We start from the raw sequence: 22776 nt of genomic DNA on the forward strand, positions 1-22776 counted from the left end.
TCATCCTGAACGACAGTGAAGGATCTATTAATAAACATGCAGGTAACTACATATTGGCGAATAGATGCTTCAAATCGTTCAGCATGACAAATTGGCGGAGCTGCTTACTGCAAACTCAAACCTGCCAACTGAAAACCTACCTCCAGGCCTTGTACTGATTGATCAACCCATTTGTTGACGAATCGTGGCTGGTTATTTCCTCGTTGCCTTTTAACTCAGGTAGGATCTTACCGGCTAATTGTTTGCCAAGTTCAACGCCCCATTGGTCAAAGCTGTAAATATTCCAGATGATGCCCTGTACAAATATTTTATGCTCGTACATGGCTATAAGGCTGCCCAGTGTGCGTGGGGTTATTTTTTTAACCAGTATGGAGTTTGTTGGGCGGTTACCTTCAAATACTTTAAACGGCGCTATCTCACTGATCTCCTCCTCGGTTTTACCGGCTTTCTTTAATTCGGCAATTACTTCCTCTTCGCTTTTGCCGTTCATTAAAGCTTCGGTTTGGGCAAAAAAGTTTGATAGCAGCATATTATGATGTTCGCCCAACGGGTTGTGTGATTGTGCAGGCGCTATAAAATCACAAGGAATAAGTTTTGTTCCCTGGTGTATCAGCTGGTAAAACGCATGCTGACCGTTTGTACCCGGTTCGCCCCAAATAACCGGGCCGGTTTGGTAATCTACATGTTTACCGTTGCGGTCTACATGTTTGCCGTTACTTTCCATATCACCTTGCTGGAAGTAAGCTGCAAAGCGGTGCATGTACTGGTCGTATGGTAAAATAGCTTCGGTTTCTGCCTCAAAGAAGTTGTTATGCCACACACCAATTAAGGCAAGTATAGCAGGCAGGTTCTGCTCAAGCGGGGTGGTTTTAAAATGATTGTCTATAGCATGTGCGCCATCCAACAGCTCAACAAAATTATCGAAGCCTACACTTAACGCAATAGATAAACCAATGGCGCTCCATAACGAATAGCGGCCGCCAACCCAATCCCAAAACTCGAACATGTTTTTGGTGTCGATACCAAACTTCTCAACGCCTTCGGCATTGGTAGATAGTGCCGCGAAGTGCTTGGCCACATCTTCGTCTTTACCACCATTTTTAATGAACCAATCGCGGGCGCTATGGGCATTGCTCATGGTTTCCTGCGTGGTAAATGTTTTAGATGCAATCAGGAACAGGGTAGTTTCCGGGTCAACTGTTTTTAAAGTTTCTACTATATGGGTAGCATCAACGTTAGATACAAAATGCAGGTTTAAATGGTTCTTGTATGCTTTTAAAGCTTCGGTAACCATAACAGGGCCAAGGTCCGAGCCGCCAATGCCAATGTTCACCACATCGGTAATAGGTTTGCCGGTATAGCCTTTCCAGCTTCCGGATATGATGGCCTCACTAAATTCTTTCATGTGGGCAAGCACGCTGTTCACCTCGGGCATTACATCTTTACCATCAACATACACGGGGGTATTGCTGCGGTTACGTAAAGCGATATGCAAAACAGGGCGGCCTTCTGTCACATTGATCTTTTCGCCGGAATACATGGCGTCGATTGCCTCATTTACACCACACTCGCGTGCTAATTGTATCAATAAGGCAAGGGTTTGCTCATCAATGCGGTTTTTGGAAAAGTCCAGCAAAATATCCTCAAATTGTAATGAGAATTTTTCAAAACGCTGATTATCAGATTCAAATAATTCCTTTAAACTTTTCGACACAATATCGATGTAATGGTCGGTTAAATATTTATAGGATTGGGTGCTTGTGAAATCAATATTTGGCAGCATAGTTGTGATGTTTTTTGTAAAAATAACAAGTTAAAATTGACCCCTGCATTAAATGTGAAAAAAGGACAGTTCAGTGTTATTTTAACACACTATACATAGTGTTTGTTTTACACCAACGAATTGTCATTTTAATAACAAAAGTTTAATAATATTTTGAATATTAAAACTTATAAATGATATATTTGTTGGGATGGTAAATAAAACAAATATTTTTCATCATTCTCTTAATTTGTTTTTTAATTACATAAAATCATGTTCGAAAAACTCTTTTTGCTTGTAAAAAATAACGCCGGGGCGGCTGTTATGAACAATCCGTTAGTTGCCGAAAAACATCGTGAGGCAGTAATAAACGATGCTTCAAGCTCTATTATCGAGGTTTTAAAGAACCATTTGGAGAGTGGTAAATTAAAAGACCTGGTGAAATATTTTCAATTTTCGGCAATTTATGATAACCCGCTTATTACAAGTGTGGTAAACAGGTTTGCCAATAAACTGAACAACTTTTATAACATGGATACCCCCACGGCCATGTCAATTGCCGATAAGCTTATCCCACCGGTTATGCACCAATTGATGGAAGAATCAAAAGGAGAGCACAACAAGGACTTTGCTTTAAGCGCTATCCTGTCAAAAATTAGCGGCAACGGTGGCGATATGAGCCTGCTGTTAAGTCAGTTGCGCATAGCTTAAAAAATATATTTATATAGAAAGGCTTACGATTGATAGCAATTGTGAGCCTTTTTAATTTACCCTGTTTTCATTTTTATATATTTGCCATTATGACAAGAGAAAATATGCAGGATTTAAGGGATAGAACAACTTCCCTGAGGAGGCATCTTTGACATCGATACCAAACTCGATGCCATGCAAAAGGAACAGGATATAACCTTAGGCCCAAACTTTTGGGATCATCCTAAAGATGCCGAGAAGGTTCTGGCATCCATCAAAACAAAAAAAATATGGACCGATGCTTTCCAGAAAGTAGTATCGGTAGTTGAAGATACCAACGTATTGTTCGAGTTTTTTCAGAGTGGCGATGCTACCGAGGCCGAAATGAACGAGCAGTATGCGGCGGCATTAACCGCGGTTGAAGAGCTTGAATTTAAAAACATGCTTAGCGCCGAGGAAGATCAGTTTAACGCCGTACTGCAAATTACGGCCGGTGCCGGTGGCACCGAAAGCTGCGACTGGGCCGGTATGCTGATGCGTATGTACATTATGTGGGGCGAGAAAAACGGCTACAAAGTTACCGAGCAGGATTACCAGCCGGGCGATGTTGCCGGTGTAAAAACCGTTACCCTACAGCTGGAAGGCGATTTTGCTTACGGATATTTAAAGGGAGAGAATGGCGTTCACCGTTTGGTGCGTGTATCACCTTTTGATGCCAACGCCAAGCGCCATACATCGTTCGCGTCGGTTTACGTGTATCCATTGGTTGATGATACCATTGAGATAGAGGTGAAGGATGCCGATATTGAGTTTGAAACCTTCCGCGCGGGTGGTGCGGGCGGGCAAAACGTAAACAAGGTAGAAACCGCTGTACGTTTATATCACAAACCATCGGGCATTATTATCAAAAACCAGGAATCGCGTTCGCAATTGCAGAATAAGGAGAACGCTATCCGTTTACTAAAATCGCAGTTATACGAAGCCGAAATGCGCAAGCGCGCGGAAGCATCAAGCGCGGTTGAGGGTAACAAAAAGAAGATAGAGTGGGGCTCGCAGATCCGTAATTACGTGTTGCACCCTTATAAGCTGGTTAAAGACCTGCGTACCGATCACGAAACCTCGAACGCCGCCGCCGTATTAGATGGTGACTTGAACGAGTTTTTAAAATCGTACCTAATGGAATTTGGCGGACCGAAAAATTAAGTGCTGTAACACTTCCCTCCCCACGGGAGGGGTGCGGGTGGTTGTGCAGTAGCAGGGAGGGGTTTATCGAATTAACTCATTAAACCCCTTCCTGCACCTTCCCAAGGGAAGGAATCGCACCAGGCCGCTGTTTTTACGCCCAATTTTATAAAAAAACGATGCTGCACATCACAGCATCGTTTTTTATTAGCATAAATTGTACTTTGGCGTCACCAATTACTGCTACTAATGATAAAGAATATTTTAACCGCCCTAATTTTGACTGTTACTGCTACCACCGCCTTTAGTCAGGAAAAACCAATGCCGCTATACCCTAATGGTGTACCAAATTCAAAACCAACACCGGCCACCTATGTAGAAATTATTAGCGATACCTTTTGGATAAATAACGTTAGCGTACCCACGCTTACGGCTTACGTACCCGAAAAGGGAACAGCCAACGGTACCGCCGTTGTTATATGCCCGGGTGGCAGCTACAGCGGTCTGGCATCGGCACACGAGGGCTTTCAGGTTGCACAAGCGTTTAACAAGATGGGTGTAACGGCGTTTGTATTGAAATACCGCTTACCAACCGACCTGATCATGGTTGATAAAACGATTGGCCCGCTGCAGGATGCGCAGCGTGCTATCCAAATGGTGAGGAAGGATGCCGCTAAATGGGGTGTCAATCCCAATCGGATAGGCATTATGGGCTTTTCGGCCGGCGGGCATTTGGCATCTACCGAGGGTACGCACTTTGATAAAGTAGTAATTGATAATAAAGATAATATCAGCGTTCGGCCCGATTTTATGATGCTGATCTATCCGGTGATAACCTTCGGCGAAAAAGCGCATGCCGGCTCGCGCGAGAACCTGTTAGGCAAAAACGCCTCACAAGCACAAATAGACCTGTACTCGAACGAGAAACAGGTAACTGCTAACACACCGCCAACCTTCATAATACACGCGGAAGATGATGATGTGGTACCAGTAGAGAATGCTTTACTGATGTATGATGCCCTGGTAAAAAACAAGGTAAAAGCCGAAATGCACTTGTACCCGGCCGGCGGCCACGGTTTTGGGATGTTCAACTCAAAAAGCAAAGGCCTTTGGTTTGAATGGCTAAAAGTTTGGATGGGTGATAATGGGTGGTTGAGTAAATAAAATTGAGATAATGAATTTTCTAAGTAAACTTTTTGTTAAAAAACATCCTACAGATGAAGAGATTCTTAACAAGGGATTTTCAATGGCAATGGAATTTGGGAAAAACTTTTTGAAGCCTATAAATGAAAGACTGAAATTAAAATTCGATTTTTTATCTGATAGTGAAGTTGAATATTATAATACGACCTGCACAGAAGCGATGAAGGTAGGCCATGCATTTATAATTGATAGCCTCGCATCAAAAGCCGAACGGAATGAAACTGTAAATGGTATTGCGTTTAAAAGGCAGTTTGAAAACGATTTTACTGAAAAATTCAATTGGGTTACCCAGTCTAATATTAATTGCATTTACTCTCAAGGGCTATATTTCGCCTGGAAAGAGGGGTTAGACAAGATCATAATATGAGCATCCCTTTCCAAACCATTCAGTGGGATAATATCCCAAAAGAAGAACATGTAGGCGAGCAGGGCACATCGTACTGGCAAACCCTGCAGTTGCCCGGGTTAAGGATCCGGCTGGTAGAATACTCTCCCGGTTACCTCGCCGACCATTGGTGCCGGAAGGGCCACATTGTACATTGTTTAGAAGGCGGTTTTAACAGCGAACTATCCACCGGCGAAGTATTTACTTTAAGCAAAGGTGAAAGCTATGTAGTTTCTGACGAGGCCAGTTCTCATAGGTCTGTCTCCCAAAAAGGGGTAAAACTTTTAATAATTGACGGCGATTTTTTGAAGGGGTAGATCAGGTGCTTTTTTGAGGCGAAATAAGGCGTTTTTAAGGCGAAATTAATCCCCTTTTTTTTGTTTAAAAAGCCATTCAGGTATCGTATTTCCTATATATAACTCCGGGTAAACCTCATGCGAAAGGTTATCTATCTCCCAGTATTTTATTTTAGGGGCATGCAACAATTGCAGGTTTTTATACAACACCGAATCGCTGCTGATAGGGTTTTCGGTGTCGGCATTACCATGAATAAACCATATGGGCGTCTTTGCCAAGGTATTGAGGTGTTTAAAGTCGGGTATGCCCGAAATAGAAACAGCCGCCGCAAACAAATCGGGCCGTAAGCCCAAAGAATTTATAGTGGCTGATGCGCCCATTGAAAAGCCAATAACGTATATTCTTCTGCTATCAATAGGGTAAGTTTTCTTTAACGAATCTATTAGTTGCAATACGCTTGTAAGGGAAGGGTCGGGGGGTAGAAGTCAGCACTTTATAGCTGTTATCCGGCAGGTAATTTGACGATCGCACCGCGAATTGCGGAACAACAACATATGCCGGATATTTTGCGCGGATATTAGCTTGTGCCCATAATTTAGCTAAAACCCCAAGTTGGGCGCTATTGTCGGCACCTATAGCACCCGAACCATGCAAAACTAAAACCAGCGGGTAACTTTGGACTCTTTTTGCCTTAGGCGGTGTAAGCAGCCGGTATTTAATAGTTGTTTGGTTTGAGCCGGTATATTCAAAAGGCGTAAAAATAGCATTGCTAACGCTTAGAATGTTCTTCTTATATCTGGCAGCAGAGTCATTATTGATAGTGGGTTTTATCTTAAAATAGCCGGTGCTTCCTTTTCGTGTTTTGCAGGCTGCCAGCGTAGTTAAGGTAACAACAAACAATAGCCGAATATACAGGTCATATTTAAATTTCATGCTGTAAAAGTAGCGAACCGGAAATTACCCTCTCTTAATTTTGAGTATATTTTTATAGCATCAAAGCTATATCTATTGCTTAGCATCAGGTATAAAAACATCCTCAAAATTCAGTGCATAACTGAAAGAGATTAAGTTCTCCTTTTAGTGGTTTGGGGAGATAAGAATCTCAAGCAATTCATTCAGTTCATCTACTTTGTCTGACGACCCCAGGTGCTCATAAGCGCTGATAAGGTTACGCAGCACACGCTTAATAATATCGGCATTTGTGCAGGGTTCGTAAAATTGCTTATCAAATTGTAAGTTCAACTGTTTCAGGAACATATCCACATCCCGGCGGCCAAAAATGAAGCCTTTATTAAACGCGTTGATATAAAACAGGATACCGCCTTCAAACTCGTTTCCCTGGGTTTCATCCAAATAGGCTAAAATAAAATGCTGGGGCAGGTTTACACCATAAACAGGGATATCCAGCTTTTGGGCGATGATAGAATAGATAATGGCAAGCGAGATCTGATTGCCCTTCTTGTTTTCCAGCACCTGGCTTATATAGCTGTTCTGCGGGTCGCGATGATTGGTTGTGTTGCCGCTAAAACCGTGAATGCTATAAAATACATGGTTCATTAGCTTCACCTGTTCAACCGGGCTGGCCTCGTTCATCATATGTATCCAGATGTCGCGCTTGATAGATTCTATCTGGTTAATTACCTTCTGTTCATCAAGATCGGGGTATTGGTAGCGGTTAACAATGAGGATGCCTTGCAGCAGGTCAAACGATCCGCTCTGGTACCAAAGCTTCAGATCGTTCTTTACTGTGCCAAATTGTATCTCGTGTACAAGGTTTGCTATGCGTTCTTGTTGGGTGGAGTCGAAAGCTTGCTCGAAGGCGCTTTCCAGGTAATGTATGGCCTCCGGGCCATAAGAAAGCAGCTTATCGTGAACGTGCCCGAATATTTCAGTATCCGGATCGTCCAGCAAACGAATCAATGAATTTACTTCTGTAGGATTAATCATATCTCTTAATGCTAAAATACTAAACGTTTTAATATTTTTACAGCGATGTTTAATTTAACGTTCGCTAAGGATTTTCTGTTGCATAGGCTTAAGTCAAAAAACCGTCATGGTTTGCACTCGCCGTTTGTTTACCGTTTGGTAGACGAGGTTATTTACGATAAAAAGCATAAACCCGAGTACGACAAAATTGAACAGGAGCGCGACCGCTTGCTGATAGATGACCGCTATATTACCGTTACCGACCTGGGTGCAGGATCGCACGTGAACAATAACAAGCAGAAAAAAATCAGCGATATTACCATTAATGCGCTTAAACCGCCAAAACTGGCCAAGCTGCTTTACCGCCTTGCTGCCTTTACCAAACCAACGAATATTGTTGAGCTGGGTACCTGTCTGGGCATTACTACGTTATACCTGCAAGCTGCGGCACCCAACGCAAAAGTTTATACATTAGAGGGTTGCCCTCAAACCGCGGGCGTTGCTAAAGATGTTTTCAACAGGACAGGCGTAAAAGATATCAATGTAATAACCGGCAACTTTGATGATACCCTGCCGGATGTTATTGCCGGGCTGGACAAGCTTGATTTTGTTTACATAGATGGCAACCACCAACGCGATGCTACCCTTCGATATTTTGAATGGTGCCTGCCCAAGGTACATGAAGATACCATGTTGATATTCGACGATATTTACTGGAGCGAAGGCATGAAAGAAGCCTGGGCACAAATAAAAGCCCATCCGCAAGTAACAGCTACGGTTGATCTTTACTGGATAGGCCTGGTGTTTTTTAAACCCGGGCAGGCTAAGGAAGATTTTATGATAAAGGTGTAGTCAATATATGAAATTGGTTTTACTTGTTCCCTTTTTTTGGATAACATCTTTACAAGGAAGTTGGTTGCCTGCGTGGTTCACACAATCATTTAATGATAAAAAATTGAATGAGCGATACGCAATTATAAAACCTGTTAAACCTAACTTTTTAGAGGCTGATTTTACAGGTGATAAGATAAATGATATAGCGGTCCAGGTAATTGATAAAAAGAATAGAAAAAGAGGGGTACTGATTATTAACGGGGGGACTAACAAGCATTATATTTTTGGTGCTGGATACAAATTTGCAAGCGAAGATTTTGATGATACCAATTGGGTAGATGGCTGGAGTTTGTACAAAAGTAAAGTTGCGTATAAAACTTTATTTGATGCAGATGGTGATATTTCAGGAAGCAAAAAGGTGAAAATTGCTCATGTCGCCGTTTCCATATATGCAATTGAAGATGGGAGTGAATTAGCCGGCGCTTTAATTTATTGGAACGGAACAAAATATGTATCTATTCATCAAGGGGAATAAACACATCACCTAAAACGCTTCACCTAACCCCACATATACACCACTTTGCCTGGTTTCGCCGGGGCGTTTTTCACCAACACCATAATCTACGCGGATGCTGAGGCCTTTTTGTATATCAAAGAAGTAACGCAAGCCACCACCGTAATTAGGCTTTAGCTGGTTTACGCTAAACTCTTTATTGAAAACTTCACCTGTACCAATGAAACCTACAATGCCGAAACGTTCGCTCATGCGGTAGCGTAGCTCGGTTTGGCCGGCTATCAGATTGCGGTCGCGAAAACGGCCGTTGTAATAACCACGCATCATTTCGTCGCTGCCCAGGGCGGGCAATAAGTAAAACGGCGATTGGTTGCCGGTCCAGTTCTGGCTTTGTATATCAAACCCTAAAACAAAACGCTTGCTTAATGCAAAAAACTGGGTGAACTCCACATTCAAAAATCCACCGGTAAGGTTATTGTTGCCCCCCACGCCATGCATAAAATCAAAATGACTGGTAAGCATAGTGCCTTTAGTAGTATATGTATTGTTATTACGGCTATCAAAAACAAAGCTTGGGCCAAGGTACAAGGTTGTACCACCATGTTTGCCCTCAATAGTAGGGTCGGTAGTAAATATGCCGGTGCTCTCCTGGTCATGAAAACGGAAATCAAGGCCGCCGGCTACAAGTCCAACGTAAATATTGCTGCCTATCCTTTTTTCGGCGGTGAAATTTACACGTACCCGTTTTTGGCCTAATCTATCGGCATCTGCTTTAAGGGTATTATTACCTACACCATAAAAATCAAAAGGAAAGTTTATGTATCCAATGGCCCCGGTAAAGTGGTAATTATTTTGCGGCGACCAATAGCTGCTGCTTAGGTTTAAACGGCTCTGGCCTTTGGTGGTGATAGTAGCGTAAGCGAAGATGTTGGATACCCTTGTGTTTTTGCTTAGCGTATCGGTATAAAAAGAATACAGTGCCGAGCCACCTGCTTCCAGTCCGGTTTCGGGGGCCGAGCTTATCACCGGGAGGATAACAAAGCTTCCTTTTTTGGTGGTGTCCTTCTCAAAAAACATTTTGCGCACAAACTTTGGTAAAAGTTTTGTTTGCGCAAAAACGGGCTGGACAAATATGGCGAGCAATAAAATCGTGGTAAGTTTTTTCATGTAGTATAGTGCCATAAAGGTAAATTTAAAGCACTTGTTTTACCGAATTTGTAATTTAAAATTCTGATGTGCGCAAAATACCTACTTTTGCAAAATAATAAGAGCAAAATAATATGAGCACAACAAGAGGCCCAATATCACAATTCATAGAGAAAAATTACCTGCATTTTAATGCAGCGGCGCTAATGGATGCAGCCAAAGGTTATGAAACCCATTTAACCGAAGGTGGTAAAATGATGGTGACCATTGCAGGCGCTATGAGCACGGCAGAGTTAGGTATTTCGCTTGCCGAAATGATACGCGAGGGGAAAATTGACATTATATCGTGCACCGGTGCAAACCTGGAAGAGGATATCATGAACCTGGTGGCGCACTCGCACTACAAACGCGTGCCTAACTATCGCGACCTAAGCCCGCAGGATGAGTGGGACTTATTAGAGAACCATTACAACCGTGTAACCGATACCTGTATCCCTGAAGAAGAAGCATTCCGCAGGTTGCAAAAACATATTTATAAGATCTGGAAAGATGCCGATACCAATGGCGAGCGTTATTTCCCGCATGAGTTTATGTATAAGATATTGTTAAGCGGCGAACTGGAACAGTATTATGAAATAGACCCTAAAAACTCGTGGATGCTGGCTGCTGCAGAAAAAAACCTGCCAATTGTTGTACCGGGATGGGAAGACTCTACTATGGGTAACATATTTGCATCGTACGTTATAAAAGGCGAGGTAAAAGCTACTACCATGAAGAGTGGTATAGAGTATATGGCATGGCTTGCAGATTGGTACCCAAAAAACTCGGGTGGTAAAGGTGTAGGCTTTTTCCAAATAGGTGGTGGTATTGCCGGCGATTTCCCAATTTGCGTTGTACCTATGCTTTATCAGGATATGGAAATGACTGATATTCCTTTCTGGAGCTACTTTTGCCAGGTGAGCGATTCTACAACTTCATACGGTTCATATTCGGGTGCTGTGCCAAACGAAAAAATAACCTGGGGTAAACTGGATATTAATACGCCAAAGTTTATTGTAGAAAGCGACGCGACGATAGTAGTGCCTTTGATATTTGCCTGGATATTAAAACAATAATTAAGTTTTAAAAGTATCTTTAGATATTCTCTTTTTTCAGATCCTACTGATATTTTACAAAAAAGGCCTTTACGGTTATTTAAAGGCCTTTTCCCATTAATTTAGAACGATTATAAATTAGATATTGCTGTCATTATATTGTCAGCGATACTGTAATAAATTATACTTTTGTGCCTGAAAAAGTGGCTAAAACATACAGGTCTACGTCGATTTAACACTTTAATATAAAAATTATTTAGCATAAATACCTTTTATGAGAAATATCTCATTGATTTTTAAACAGTTTTCAAGGTCGGTTTTACTGGTTGCCGGTTTGGTTGTATGTGGGTTAACAGCTCATGCGCAAACAGATGCAGCAAAGGGTGAAGCTATATTTAAGGCCAAATGTACAGCGTGCCACAAAATAGATACGCGTATGACCGGCCCGGCCTTAGGTCCGCAGCTTACACAAGAGACTGACGATGCCTATTTAACCAAATGGATCCAAAACAATCAAGCGCTAATTGCTGCTGGTAACAAAAAGGCCGTTAAGATATTTAACGAGTACAACCAGGCCGGCATGACAGTTTTTGCTGAGTTAAGCGATGCTGATGTTGGTAATGTTATTACTTACATCCGCGCTGATTGGAAAAAGATCCAGGATGATAAAGCTAAAGCTCCTGCCGGTGGTGCAGTTGCTGAAGATAAAGGCCCAAGCAGCCTTGTTATCTGGGGTTTATTAGGCGTTATTGTTATCGCATTCATTGTTATCCTTGTATTAAACAAAGTAATTGCCACACTTGAGCGTTTACTTTTAAACAGACAAGGTTTAGCGCTTGAAGAAGCAACTGAAGAAGAGAAAGCGCCTGCTGATCGTTTAGCAACAGTTAAGAAGCTTCTTAAAAATAAGAAACTTGTTTTCTTCATAGTGGTTTGCGGTACTATAGCAATGGGCAGCTTTAGCTGGGTAACCATGTGGAACACTAACGTTCACCAGGGGTATCAGCCGGTACAACCTATTAAATATTCGCACCAGTTACACGCAGGTGCTATGAAAATAGAGTGCCAGTACTGCCACACCGGTGCATTCAAATCTAAAAACGCTTCAATACCATCATTGAACGTTTGTATGAACTGCCACAAATCGGTTAAAACAGAGTCGCCGGAGATTCACAAAATTTACGATGCACTGGGTTATGACCCTAACACCGCTAAATACGATAGCACTAAAGCTAAACCAATACAGTGGGTGCGTGTGCACAACCTGCCGGATCTGGCTTACTTTAATCACTCGCAACACGTAAAGGTTGGTAACATTAAATGCCAAACTTGCCATGGCCAGGTTCAGGAAATGCAGGAAGTATACCAATACTCTCCGCTTACCATGAAATGGTGTATACAGTGCCACAAACGTACCGAGGTTAACGGAAAAGGCAACGCTTACTATGATAGCATACTTTCTGCCCACGAAAAAATTAAAAAGGGTGAGAAAGTTACTGCAGCTGTGTTAGGCGGTATTGAGTGTGCTAAGTGCCACTACTAATAATTATCAAGAAAAGTACATTACAGTTTATATAACTATAAATGGATAGCAATAAAAAATACTGGAAAGGTTTAGAAGAACTGAACAAAACACCAGAATTTGTTGAGAAAAATAAGCATGAGTTTGCCGAGCCAATCCCTATCGAAGAGGTTTTGAGCGGAGGTGGCTTGTCATCAAAAACCCCTCGTCGCGACTTTTTAAAGGCGCTTGGCTTTGGTGTGGGTGCGGTTACTTTAGCCGCTTGCCAAAAAGTACCGGTACATAAATCAATCCCTTACTTAATTAAGCCTGAAGAGATAACACCGGGTGTGGCTAACTATTACTCATCAACTTATGATGGTAGCGCTATATTGGTTAAAACCCGCGAAGGCCGCCCTATTAAGGTTGAAGGTAACCCTAACGATCTTTTATCAAAAGGTGGTTTAAGTGCGCAGGCCCAGGCATCAGTGCTTGAGCTTTACGATACCAGCCGCATAAAAGATCCGCAGCAAAATGGTGGCGACAGCAGCTGGGCAAGCGTTGATGCTTTTGTAAAAAGCGAACTTGCAGCTATCGCGGCAAGCGGTAAAACAATAAGCCTGGTAACATCAACCGTACACAGCCCATCAACACAAGCTGTTATTGCCGATTTTATATTAAAATATCCTACTGCAAAACACGTAAGTTATGATGCAGTATCATATACAGGTATTATAAAAGCTAACCAAAACAGTTTTGGTAAAGCGGTATTACCTCACTATAATTTTGACAAAGCGGATATCATTGTAAGTTTCGCTGCAGATTTCCTTGGAACATGGATCTCTGGCGAAGAGTTTACCCGCCAGTACGTACAAAACAGGAACAACAAATCGCTTGAAGCTAAAAAGATGTCACGTCACATCCAGTTTGAAAGTGGTATGAGCCTTACCGGTACCAACGCCGATGTACGTATAGCCATTAAACCATCTGAAGAAGGTGTTGCACTGGTTAACCTTTACAACGCGTTATCGGGCACAACCCTACCTGGTTCAAGAAAATTAACTACTGCCAACGCAGATAAAGCAATAATACTAGTAGCAACAGAATTAAAAGCAGCTAAAGGTAAAGCCTTAGTAGTTTGTGGTTCAAATGATGTAGCTACACAAGTATTAGTTAATGCCATCAACTCCTTATTGGGCAGCTACGGTACTACTATCGATTTGGATAACCCATCTCGCCAGTACGCCGGTAATGATGGTGAGATCGTAGACTTTATAGCACAGGCTAAAAGCGGCCAGGTTGGTGCAGCATTATTCCTTGATGCTAACCCTGCCTATGATTATCATTCGGCAGCCGCTGTTAAAGATGCATTGAAAAATGTTCGTCTTAAAGTATCATTCTCTGATCATGCAGATGAAACTACAGCCCTTTGTAATATAGTAGCACCAAACCACCACTATTTAGAGTCGTGGGGTGATGATAGCTCAATTGAGGGTTACTACACTGTAATGCAGCCGACCATTAACCCGGTTAACAATACCCGCCAGGCCGAACAAAGCCTGTTGGTATGGAGCGACAATGCGGTTAAAGATTACTACACATACGTTAGAAATAACTGGAACAATAACCTGTTAGCCAAAGGCGGTTTATCTGGCCAGGCTGGTTGGGAAACCTTATTGCAAACAGGATTTGTATTAGCTGCACCAGTTGCGGCCGGTACTTATACCTTTAACCTTGACCTTAACGCGGTGGCACAAACGGTATTAAACCAGAGCGCTAAATTAGCCGAAGGTAATAAAGTAGAGCTGCAGGTGTACCAATCTGTTGCCATGCGCGATGGTAAAAGGGCAAATAACCCATGGTTACAAGAGTTGCCAGATCCGGTATCTAAAGTTACCTGGGACAACTTTGCAGCCATGTCTCCGTCAGATATCAAAAAGTTAGGCCTTGAAGAATTTGAGGTTGTTACTATTGAGGCAAACGGTTACACAGTATCATTACCGGTATTATCACAACCCGGCCAGGCGCCTGGTACTGTATCAGTAGCTGTTGGTTACGGCCGCACAGCAGCCGGTTTGGTTGGTAATAATGTAGGTAAAAATGCATTCCCTTTCCTTAGCTTCCGCAATGGTACTTTCCAAAATACCGCAACTGCAGATCTTAAAGGAACCGGAGATATATTCCCGCTTTCGCAAACACAAACGCACCATTCATTTGAAGGCCGTAACGTTATCCGCGAAGCAACATTTACCGAATACAAAAAGAATCCATCAGTAAACAGCGGAAGTGATGGCGAGCACGAAAAATATGACTTGTGGGAAAATACCAACGAAGATCATATCCACGCCCGCCCGGTTTATGATTGGGTTATGGCTATTGACCTTAACGCATGTACAGGTTGCGGTGCTTGTATCGTAGCATGTAGCGCCGAAAACAATATACCGGTTGTTGGTAAGGACGAAGTTGGACGCCGCCGCGAAATGCACTGGATACGTATTGACCGTTACTATAGCTTTAACAACGATAGCAATGGCCACGGCATAAGCAGAGAAAAAGAAATTGCCAAGCTTACCGACTTTGACAATGTTACTGTAGTTCACCAGCCAATGCTTTGCCAGCACTGCGACCACGCACCTTGCGAAACAGTTTGCCCGGTATTAGCAACAGTACACTCAAGCGAAGGCTTAAACCAAATGGCATATAACCGTTGCGTTGGTACACGTTACTGCGCAAACAACTGTCCATATAAAGTACGTCGCTTTAACTGGTTTAACTACTGGAACGATTCACGTTTTGATAACTACCTTAACAACGAGCATACACAATTAGTACTTAACCCTGATGTTACTACACGTTTCCGTGGGGTTATGGAAAAATGCTCGATGTGTGTACAACGTATACAGGCAGGTAAGTTACAAGCTAAAATAGAAAAACGCCCACTTAAGGACGGCGAGGTTAAAGTAGCCTGCCAGCAAACCTGTTCAGCAAACGCTATCGTGTTTGGTAACAGGAACGATCCTAACTCTGAAGTTTCAAAAGCTTTAAAGAGCGAGCGTACTTACTACGTGCTTGAAGAGCTTAACGTGAAACCAGGTATTGGTTACCAGGTAAAAGTTAGAAATACATCATCTGAATTACAGGCTTAATTTTACAAGAGATATATAACATATGGCATCTCACAACGAATCGATAATCAGGGAACCGTTAATGACGGGCAAGGATATTACCTATGCCAAGATCACTAACGACATATTGTTGCCTGTAGAGAATAAACCTAACAAAGCCTGGTGGATAGGCTTTACAGTTGCCTCATTAGGCTCATTATTATGGGTTGTGTCTATCAGCTACACCTTTTGGTTTGGCTTAGGCGCATGGGGATTAAACAAAACAGTAGGATGGGCCTGGGATATCACCGGTTTCGTATGGTGGGTAGGTATTGGTCACGCCGGTACATTGATCTCGGCGGTACTATTGATCTTCCGTCAAAACTGGCGTAACTCCATTAACCGGTCGGCAGAGGCGATGACCATCTTCGCCGTAATTTGTGCAGCCACCTACATTGTGGCGCACATGGGCCGCCCATGGTTAGCTTACTTTACATTACCACTTCCAAACCAGTACGGCTCACTTTGGGTAAACTGGAACTCGGCGCTGATGATGGACGTGTTCGCGATATCAACTTACTTCTCTGTATCATTATTATTCTGGTACACAGGTTTATTGCCGGATATCGCTTCAATACGTGACCGTGCTACAGGTTTACGCCGCCGTATCTACTCAATACTTTCTTTCGGATGGACAGGTTCATTAAAAACCTGGCAGCGTTTCGAAACTGTATCATTGATCCTGGCGGGTATATCTACACCACTGGTACTTTCGGTACACACTATTGTATCCTTTGACTTTGCTACGTCATTGGAACCGGGATGGCATACAACAATCTTCCCTCCGTACTTTGTTGCGGGTGCTATCTTCTCTGGTTTCGCAATGGTACAAACCCTGTTGCTGGTAACCCGTAAGGTATTAGGTTTAGAAAACTATATCACCATGTTCCACATCGAATCGATGAATAAGATCATCTTATTAACAGGTTCTATCGTGGGTGTGGCGTACATCACCGAGTTCTTTATTGCATGGTACTCTGGCGTTGAATATGAACAATACGCATTTATCAACAGGGCAACCGGTCCATACTGGTGGGCTTACTGGAGCATGATGAGCTGTAACGTGATATCACCACAGCTTTTCTGGTCAAAAACACTGCGTACAAGCATCAAATTTTCATGGTTCCTGTCAATCATCGTGAATATAGGTATGTGGTTTGAGCGTTTCGTAATTATTGTAACTTCTCTTCACCGCGATTATATACCATCAAGCTGGGCTATGTTTTATCCTACCTGGGTAGATGTAAGTGTGTTCATCGGTTCAATAGGCTTGTTCTTTACCATGTTCCTGTTATTTGTAAGGGTATTACCATCGGTAGCTATTGCCGAGGTGAAACTGTTGCTTAAAACATCAAGCGAGCAGGCTAAGAAGAAACTTATAAACGAAAATCATCTTGATCCGGTCGAGGTTGAGTACTACAAAGAGTCCCTAACAAAGTTCGACAGTATTGACATGGTTGATTACGAAAAAGTATAAAAATGAGCAAGACTAAAATAATATTAGGCCTTTTTGATGATCCTGATGATATGATGCGGGGTATCGATAACTTACAGAAAAATAGTATACCTATCTATGATATTTATACGCCAATGCCAATACACGGTATTGAAGATAAAATGGGCGTTAAAGATTCAAGATTGGGTTACGCGGCGTTTTGCTTTGGCTGCCTTGGCGCAACAGTAATATTCAGCATGATCTATTATATGCTGGTGCATGACTGGCCAATGAACGTTGGTGGTAAACCAAGTTTTGCTATACCAAACTTTGTACCGTTTACTTTTGAGTGGACCATTCTATTTACCGCTTTTGGTATGACGATAACCTTTTTTGCTGCAACGCATTTATTCCCGGGCCGTGCGCCACGTGTAATGGATCTGCGTGCAACCGATGATCGTTTTGTTATAGCAATAGACGCTAAAGGAAACATCCCGCACGAAGACATCACCAATTTATTAAAACAAGCAGGAGCAGTAGAAGTAAAGCATAACGAAAGAAAATATGTTAGCTATGAATAAATTTAGAATATTGGGCACAACGGCTATCGTTATTGCTGCATCGATCGTTATTACGTCGTGCAAGGATAAGCGTAGTACCGGTTGGGAATATGCTCCCAATATGTACGAGCATACAGCATTTGACCCGGATCAGGCTAATCCTAACTTTAAGGATGGCAAAACAGCGCAGTTACCACCTGCGGGTACTATACCGGTAGGGTTTAAACGTTTTGATTATCCAAACACACGTGAAGGATATGATAAGGCGAGCCTTGAGGTTACTAACCTTATAGCACAAACCCCGCAGCATTTGGCAGAAGGTAAAGCCCTTTTTGTTACATTTTGCTCTCCGTGCCATGGTGTAACCGGGCAGGGCGATGGTTTGGTAGTACAACACGGATATCCGCCACCACCGTCTTATTCAAAAGGACAATCATCACGCGGTGGGGCAATGAAGGATCTTACAGACGGAAAAATTTATCATACTATAACTTATGGTGTTAATGCGATGGGTTCTTACGCATCACAGGTGGCACCAGAAGAGCGCTGGAAGATAGTTATGTATGTACACCATTTACAAAATTTATAAGATTATTTTTAATGAAGACTCATAATAGTATTGAAGAACGTTTTCAATTCACAGGCAACGCTAAAACCATCAGTTTGGTTGCCATTGTAATTGGTGTAATAGCAATTGCATTTGGGTTTATACTCGGTGGAGAACACGTACAAAGCACTTACAGCAACTTGCTGCTAATGTCTTACTACTTTGTTTGTGTTTGTTTGGCGGGCGTATTCTTTTGCGCATACCAGTATGCTGCACAAGCGGGTTGGTCTGCCGCCTTTATCAGGATCCCGCAGGCAATGGCAAGAGTATTGCCTATAGCAAGTGTTATATTAATTATCGTAGTAAGCTTTGGCTTGTTTAACGAGCACGAGGTAGTTGAGCATGGCAAAAAAGAAATGGTACCCTACCTGTATGCTCACTGGGCTACACATGGTTTAACTGACCCTGCCAGCGAAAATTTTGACCCGATCATAACAGGTAAGGCAGCTTTCCTAAATATCAAATTCTTTTACGGGATGCTGATCGTATTATTAGGCGCTTACAGCTACTTTGGTTTGGCTTTAACAAAATGCTCAGAAGCTGAAGATACCGAAGGTGGTATGAGCAACTATGATAAAAGCTTTAAACTGTCTTGTATATTCCTGGTAATATTTGGTTTTACATTCCCAATTTTTGCTTTTGGAGCTATCATGTCATTAGAAGCACATTGGTTCTCAACCATGTTTGGTTGGTACAATTTAGCTGCAATGCACGTAAGTGGTTTGGCCGTTATTGCATTAATAATAATCTATCTGCAGAAAAAAGGCTATATGTCATGGTTACATATAGATCATTTGCACAGCATGGGTAAACTGATATTCGGTTTCTCTATCTTCTGGACATACGTTTGGTTCGCGCAGTTTTTCCTTACCTGGTATGCAAACATACCCGAAGAGTCGGTTTATTTTTATGCACGTTGGGAGCCCGAATATAAATTTTGGTTCTGGTTTAATATTGTGATCAACTTTGTTGCGCCATTACTTCTATTAATGTCTCGTGACGCAAAACGTGTAATGAGCCGTATGATGTGGACTTGTATCATTTTGGTAGCGGGTCACTGGCTTGATTATTATATAATGGTAATGCCGGGTACAGTTGAAAGCCCGGGTTTTGGTGTAGAAGAGATAGGTATATTTTTAGGTTTTTCGGGCTTGTTTACATTCATGACGTTGAATGCGTTAAGTAAGTTTAGTTCAATTGTTCCTAAAAAACATCCGTTCCTGCAAGAGAGCCTGCATCATCACATATAATAATTGTTAAATTTGCAACCGGATACAGCAATTCAAATAACCAATAAAATGGGATTCAAAAATTTAATTAATTCTAAAAAAATACTTTCGCTTTTAGCTGTGTTTATGCTTTTGGGCACCAGCATGCTTTTTGCCCAGGGTACAGAATCGGCCGGAGCTACCGCTTCACCTGCTGCTGATGCAGTAAAGGATAATGGTTTAGCAACCGCCGGTTATTATATCCTGCTTTTCCTTATCGTTTGTTTTGTTATTGGGATTGTTGGTAAAATACTTCGTGTGTTTGACCTAACCCAGCAAATACAAGGGAAAGAGCCAATTAACTGGAATAATGTAATGGGCATTTGCTGCCTTATATTCTTAATAGCCGGCGCATATGGCGCTTATTGGGAATTTACGGTTCATGGCAGCATGATATTACCTGGCGCAGCATCAGAGCATGGTGTTAAGATAGACGAGATGTTTTGGACAACTACTGTGTTAACAATGATCGTATTTGTGATAACACAGATATTATTGTTCACCTTTTTGTTCAGGTACCGTTACAATGCAAAACGCCGCGGCCATTTCTTACCGCATAATAATACTATCGAAAAAGTATGGACCATAGCCCCGGCTATCGTTTTAACTATATTGGTAATATTTGGTTTCTTTACCTGGCAAAAAATTACCGACAATGTTGATGCTAAAGGCGAGCCTGCTTCAATCAATATTGATATAACCGGCCATCAGTTTGCCTGGGAGTTGCGTTACCCCGGTAAAGATGCACGTTTAGGTGCTACCAACTATAAACTGATAAGCGGTATAAATAAATTAGGCATCAACTTTAAAGATAAAAACAGCTATGATGACCTTCAGGCTGATACAATGTATCTGCCGGTTCGTAAATCAGTTAGGCTAAACATTCATGCACAGGATGTTATCCATAGCGTATACATGCCTCATTTCCGTGTACAATTAAACGCGGTACCGGGCCTGCCTGTTTTCTTCAAATTTAAGCCAACCATTACCACTGCAGAAATGCGTACCAAATTGGATAAACCAAATTTTGAATACGAGATTTTGTGTAACAAAATTTGCGGTGGTAGCCATTATAATATGAAAAAAATTGTACGTGTGGTTACCGAAGCTGAGTACCAGGCATGGTTATCACAGCAAAAACCATATCTGACAGACGGGATTAAGAAAGACCTTAAATTTGCTGCAGAGAAAAAAGAAGTACAGCCAAACAGGTTAGCGTTAAACAATTAATACAAAAAGATTAGCGAGTATGTCAACATTATCAGTTCAAGATCACGGAGTAGCTCATCACGAAGACGATCACGGACAACATCATCATAAAGCAACGTTCCTGAATACTTATATATTCAGTCAGGATCACAAAATGATTGCCAAGCAATTCCTTATAACAGGTATGACTATGGCCTTCATCGCCATGATATTATCAATCCTGTTCAGGATCCAGTTAGCTTATCCGGATAAAGCGTTCCCATTAATGGAAACATTATTAGGCCGTTTTGCACCGGGTGGACGTTTAGATTCTAACTTTTACCTGGCGTTGGTTACCATACACGGTACCATCATGGTATTCTTTGTATTAACAGCCGGCTTAAGCGGTACGTTCGCCAACCTTTTAATCCCCTTGCAATTAGGTGTACGTGATATGGCATCGCCATTCATGAACATGTTATCATACTGGTTCTTCTTTATTGCCAGTGTTATCATGTTATCATCGTTCCTGGTACAAAAAGGCCCTGCAAGCGGTGGCTGGACAATATATCCGCCATTATCTGCCTTGCCTAAAGCTATGCCGGGTTCTGGTATGGGTATGACGCTGTGGCTAATAAGTATGGTATTGTTTATCGCTTCCCAGTTAATGGCAGGTATAAATTACGTAAGTACTATATTAAACATGCGTACCAAAGGTATGGACCTTTGGAAAATGCCACTATCTGTATGGGCATTGTTCTTAACCGCTATCTTAGGTGTATTATCATTCCCGGTACTTGTTGCAGGTGTGGTATTATTAGTATTCGACCGTAGTTTTGGCACAAGCTTTTACCTTTCAGAAATTGTATTGAACGGTACACAAATACAACCGTACGAAGGTGGTAGCCCTATCCTGTTCCAGCACTTGTTCTGGTTCCTGGGTCACCCCGAGGTATATATCGTAATTATGCCTGCTATGGGTATATCATCCGAGGTTATGTCTGTAAACTCGCGTAAACCAATATTTGGTTACCACGCAATGGTTTACTCGCTAATAGGTATTACCGTATTATCATTTATTGTATGGGGGCACCACATGTTTGTAACGGGTATGAATCCGTTCCTGGGCGGTGTGTTCATGATCACTACACTGATCATTGCGGTACCATCGGCAGTAAAAACATTTAACTGGCTGGCTACATTATGGCGCGGTAACATTCGTTTTACATCGGCAATGCTGTTTGCAATAGGGATGGTGTCATTCTTTATCTCAGGTGGTTTAACCGGTATCTTCTTAGGTAACGCAGCATTAGATATTAACTTGCACGATACATACTTTGTTGTTGCCCACTTCCACCTTGTAATGGGTTCGGCAGCAATATTTGGTATGCTTGCGGGTGTTTATCACTGGTTCCCTAAAATGTTTGGCCGTATGATGAACGAGCGTTTAGGTTACCTGCACTTCTGGTTAACATTCATTGGCGCTTACCTGGTATTCTTCCCTATGCATTTTATGGGCTTGGATGGTGTACCACGTCGTTACTATGCGTTCACCGAGTTTGAATCAATGAAACAATGGTTATCTGTTAATACATTTGTTACCTGGGCGGCAATTATGTCGGCAGTAGCGCAGGTAGCTTTCTTGTTCAACTTTATACACTCTATATTCTGGGGTAAAAAAGCGCCGCAAAATCCATGGGAATCAAATACCCTGGAGTGGACTACACCTGTTGAACACTTACATGGTAACTGGCCGGGCGAGATTCCAACTGTTTACCGTTGGCCGTATGATTACAGCAAGCCGGGTGCAGAGCATGACTTTATACCACAAACAGTTCCGCTTTCACAAACAATGAGCTCAAACCTTCCGCACGATTTTGAGGATAACCCTGTAGGTTTAGAAGAGCATACAAAATGGGCAAGTACTCAAAAGAGCAACGAAGAAGTAAAATAACATTATACTGATCTGATCTTTTAGGGTATCTGTGCAGGAATTTTAGTCCGTAGCAGGTACCCTAAT

Annotated in this window: 21 protein-coding genes; 16 read left to right on the top strand and 5 right to left on the bottom strand. The window is 42.1% G+C overall.

Annotated features, from left to right (window positions below; all coding sequences use genetic code 11):
- Positions 1-136: 136 nt before the first annotated feature.
- Positions 137-1783, bottom strand: coding sequence for a glucose-6-phosphate isomerase (gene pgi, locus NPE20_RS17390; protein ID WP_256539959.1), 1647 nt, complete (start codon positions 1781-1783; stop codon positions 137-139).
- A gap of 252 nt (positions 1784-2035) precedes the next feature.
- Here pgi and NPE20_RS17395 point away from each other — a divergent pair, with 252 nt between their 5' ends.
- The 5 genes from NPE20_RS17395 to NPE20_RS17415 all read left to right on the top strand — a co-directional run bounded on the left by NPE20_RS17395 (position 2036) and on the right by NPE20_RS17415 (position 5539).
- Positions 2036-2473, top strand: coding sequence for a hypothetical protein (locus NPE20_RS17395; protein WP_256539960.1), 438 nt, complete (start codon positions 2036-2038; stop codon positions 2471-2473).
- An 89-nt stretch (positions 2474-2562) separates the two neighbouring features.
- Positions 2563-3655, top strand: a protein-coding gene (gene prfB / locus NPE20_RS17400; protein WP_256539961.1) for a peptide chain release factor 2 whose coding sequence is annotated in 2 segments (ribosomal slippage) — positions 2563-2622 and positions 2624-3655 — 1092 coding nt in all. Because the reading frame shifts where the segments join, the coding sequence is not laid out codon by codon here.
- 228 nt (positions 3656-3883) lie between these two features.
- Entirely contained in the window at positions 3884-4798 is a 915-nt protein-coding gene (locus NPE20_RS17405) for an alpha/beta hydrolase (RefSeq protein WP_256539962.1), read from the top strand.
- Between the two features lie 10 nt (positions 4799-4808).
- Complete coding sequence (locus tag NPE20_RS17410; protein ID WP_256539963.1) at positions 4809-5204, top strand: hypothetical protein; 396 nt, start codon at positions 4809-4811, stop codon at positions 5202-5204.
- Positions 5201-5539, top strand: coding sequence for a DHCW motif cupin fold protein (locus NPE20_RS17415; protein ID WP_256539964.1), 339 nt, complete (start codon positions 5201-5203; stop codon positions 5537-5539). The genes NPE20_RS17410 and NPE20_RS17415 overlap by 4 nt, the downstream gene beginning before the upstream one ends.
- Positions 5540-5584: 45 nt before the next feature.
- On the opposite strand, the gene NPE20_RS17420 is transcribed toward NPE20_RS17415, so the two are convergent.
- From NPE20_RS17420 to NPE20_RS17430, 3 genes are all read right to left on the bottom strand, one after another.
- Positions 5585-5971: a carboxylesterase family protein gene (locus NPE20_RS17420; protein WP_256539965.1), complete on the bottom strand. Its 387-nt coding sequence runs from the start codon at positions 5969-5971 to the stop codon at positions 5585-5587.
- A complete protein-coding gene (locus NPE20_RS17425) occupies positions 5931-6452 on the bottom strand; it encodes a hypothetical protein (RefSeq protein WP_256539966.1) in 522 nt (173 codons plus the stop codon). The genes NPE20_RS17420 and NPE20_RS17425 overlap by 41 nt, the downstream gene beginning before the upstream one ends.
- 144 nt (positions 6453-6596) lie before the next feature.
- Positions 6597-7466 carry a transglutaminase-like domain-containing protein gene (locus NPE20_RS17430; protein WP_256539967.1) on the bottom strand — a complete coding sequence of 290 codons (870 nt, stop codon included), beginning with the start codon at positions 7464-7466 and terminating at the stop codon, positions 6597-6599.
- Between the two features lie 45 nt (positions 7467-7511).
- On the opposite strand from NPE20_RS17430, the gene NPE20_RS17435 reads away from it, so the two are divergent.
- Together NPE20_RS17435 and NPE20_RS17440 are read left to right on the top strand one after the other, a co-directional pair.
- Positions 7512-8297: an O-methyltransferase gene (locus NPE20_RS17435; protein WP_256539968.1), complete on the top strand. Its 786-nt coding sequence runs from the start codon at positions 7512-7514 to the stop codon at positions 8295-8297.
- A gap of 7 nt (positions 8298-8304) precedes the next feature.
- Complete coding sequence (locus NPE20_RS17440; RefSeq protein ID WP_256539969.1) at positions 8305-8814, top strand: hypothetical protein; 510 nt, start codon at positions 8305-8307, stop codon at positions 8812-8814.
- A 9-nt stretch (positions 8815-8823) separates the two neighbouring features.
- On the opposite strand, the gene NPE20_RS17445 is transcribed toward NPE20_RS17440, so the two are convergent.
- The gene (locus NPE20_RS17445) at positions 8824-9975 is read right to left on the bottom strand and encodes an outer membrane protein assembly factor (protein ID WP_256539970.1); all 1152 of its coding nucleotides are present in this window, start codon (positions 9973-9975) and stop codon (positions 8824-8826) included.
- A 98-nt stretch (positions 9976-10073) separates the two neighbouring features.
- Here NPE20_RS17445 and NPE20_RS17450 point away from each other — a divergent pair, with 98 nt between their 5' ends.
- The 9 genes from NPE20_RS17450 to NPE20_RS17490 all read left to right on the top strand — a co-directional run bounded on the left by NPE20_RS17450 (position 10074) and on the right by NPE20_RS17490 (position 22710).
- Positions 10074-11054, top strand: coding sequence for a deoxyhypusine synthase family protein (locus NPE20_RS17450; RefSeq protein ID WP_256539971.1), 981 nt, complete (start codon positions 10074-10076; stop codon positions 11052-11054).
- 253 nt (positions 11055-11307) lie between these two features.
- Positions 11308-12576 carry a c-type cytochrome gene (locus NPE20_RS17455; RefSeq protein ID WP_256539972.1) on the top strand — a complete coding sequence of 423 codons (1269 nt, stop codon included), beginning with the start codon at positions 11308-11310 and terminating at the stop codon, positions 12574-12576.
- Positions 12577-12617: 41 nt separating this feature from the next.
- Complete coding sequence (locus NPE20_RS17460; RefSeq protein ID WP_256539973.1) at positions 12618-15680, top strand: TAT-variant-translocated molybdopterin oxidoreductase; 3063 nt, start codon at positions 12618-12620, stop codon at positions 15678-15680.
- Positions 15681-15702: 22 nt separating this feature from the next.
- Complete coding sequence (nrfD, locus tag NPE20_RS17465; RefSeq protein ID WP_256539974.1) at positions 15703-17175, top strand: NrfD/PsrC family molybdoenzyme membrane anchor subunit; 1473 nt, start codon at positions 15703-15705, stop codon at positions 17173-17175.
- 2 nt (positions 17176-17177) lie between these two features.
- Complete coding sequence (locus tag NPE20_RS17470; RefSeq protein ID WP_256539975.1) at positions 17178-17714, top strand: DUF3341 domain-containing protein; 537 nt, start codon at positions 17178-17180, stop codon at positions 17712-17714.
- Positions 17707-18282 carry a c-type cytochrome gene (locus tag NPE20_RS17475; protein ID WP_354003265.1) on the top strand — a complete coding sequence of 192 codons (576 nt, stop codon included), beginning with the start codon at positions 17707-17709 and terminating at the stop codon, positions 18280-18282. Before NPE20_RS17470 ends, NPE20_RS17475 begins: the two co-directional genes overlap by 8 nt.
- Positions 18283-18293: 11 nt before the next feature.
- Positions 18294-19550: a quinol:cytochrome C oxidoreductase gene (locus NPE20_RS17480; protein ID WP_256539977.1), complete on the top strand. Its 1257-nt coding sequence runs from the start codon at positions 18294-18296 to the stop codon at positions 19548-19550.
- 48 nt (positions 19551-19598) lie between these two features.
- Positions 19599-20798: a cytochrome c oxidase subunit II gene (locus NPE20_RS17485; RefSeq protein WP_256539978.1), complete on the top strand. Its 1200-nt coding sequence runs from the start codon at positions 19599-19601 to the stop codon at positions 20796-20798.
- Positions 20799-20817: 19 nt separating this feature from the next.
- On the top strand, positions 20818-22710 hold the full coding sequence (locus tag NPE20_RS17490; protein ID WP_256539979.1) for a cytochrome c oxidase subunit I: 1893 nt from the start codon (positions 20818-20820) through the stop codon (positions 22708-22710).
- Positions 22711-22776 lie beyond the last annotated feature (66 nt).

The organism is Mucilaginibacter aquariorum (genome assembly GCF_024498135.1).
GTDB lineage: Bacteria > Bacteroidota > Bacteroidia > Sphingobacteriales > Sphingobacteriaceae > Mucilaginibacter > Mucilaginibacter aquariorum.

Coding starts and splice junctions, on each gene's coding strand:
- NPE20_RS17415 (WP_256539964.1), top strand. CDS start 5,201: ATGAGCATCCCTTTCCAAACCATTCAGTGGGATAATATCCCAAAAGAA.
- NPE20_RS17405 (WP_256539962.1), top strand. CDS start 3,884: ATGATAAAGAATATTTTAACCGCCCTAATTTTGACTGTTACTGCTACC.
- NPE20_RS17450 (WP_256539971.1), top strand. CDS start 10,074: ATGAGCACAACAAGAGGCCCAATATCACAATTCATAGAGAAAAATTAC.
- NPE20_RS17490 (WP_256539979.1), top strand. CDS start 20,818: ATGTCAACATTATCAGTTCAAGATCACGGAGTAGCTCATCACGAAGAC.
- NPE20_RS17425 (WP_256539966.1), bottom strand. CDS start 6,452: ATGAAATTTAAATATGACCTGTATATTCGGCTATTGTTTGTTGTTACC.
- NPE20_RS17435 (WP_256539968.1), top strand. CDS start 7,512: ATGTTTAATTTAACGTTCGCTAAGGATTTTCTGTTGCATAGGCTTAAG.
- NPE20_RS17460 (WP_256539973.1), top strand. CDS start 12,618: ATGGATAGCAATAAAAAATACTGGAAAGGTTTAGAAGAACTGAACAAA.
- nrfD (WP_256539974.1), top strand. CDS start 15,703: ATGGCATCTCACAACGAATCGATAATCAGGGAACCGTTAATGACGGGC.
- NPE20_RS17410 (WP_256539963.1), top strand. CDS start 4,809: ATGAATTTTCTAAGTAAACTTTTTGTTAAAAAACATCCTACAGATGAA.
- NPE20_RS17395 (WP_256539960.1), top strand. CDS start 2,036: ATGTTCGAAAAACTCTTTTTGCTTGTAAAAAATAACGCCGGGGCGGCT.
- NPE20_RS17485 (WP_256539978.1), top strand. CDS start 19,599: ATGGGATTCAAAAATTTAATTAATTCTAAAAAAATACTTTCGCTTTTA.
- NPE20_RS17440 (WP_256539969.1), top strand. CDS start 8,305: ATGAAATTGGTTTTACTTGTTCCCTTTTTTTGGATAACATCTTTACAA.
- NPE20_RS17430 (WP_256539967.1), bottom strand. CDS start 7,466: ATGATTAATCCTACAGAAGTAAATTCATTGATTCGTTTGCTGGACGAT.
- NPE20_RS17480 (WP_256539977.1), top strand. CDS start 18,294: ATGAAGACTCATAATAGTATTGAAGAACGTTTTCAATTCACAGGCAAC.
- NPE20_RS17445 (WP_256539970.1), bottom strand. CDS start 9,975: ATGGCACTATACTACATGAAAAAACTTACCACGATTTTATTGCTCGCC.
- NPE20_RS17470 (WP_256539975.1), top strand. CDS start 17,178: ATGAGCAAGACTAAAATAATATTAGGCCTTTTTGATGATCCTGATGAT.
- NPE20_RS17475 (WP_354003265.1), top strand. CDS start 17,707: ATGAATAAATTTAGAATATTGGGCACAACGGCTATCGTTATTGCTGCA.
- pgi (WP_256539959.1), bottom strand. CDS start 1,783: ATGCTGCCAAATATTGATTTCACAAGCACCCAATCCTATAAATATTTA.
- NPE20_RS17455 (WP_256539972.1), top strand. CDS start 11,308: ATGAGAAATATCTCATTGATTTTTAAACAGTTTTCAAGGTCGGTTTTA.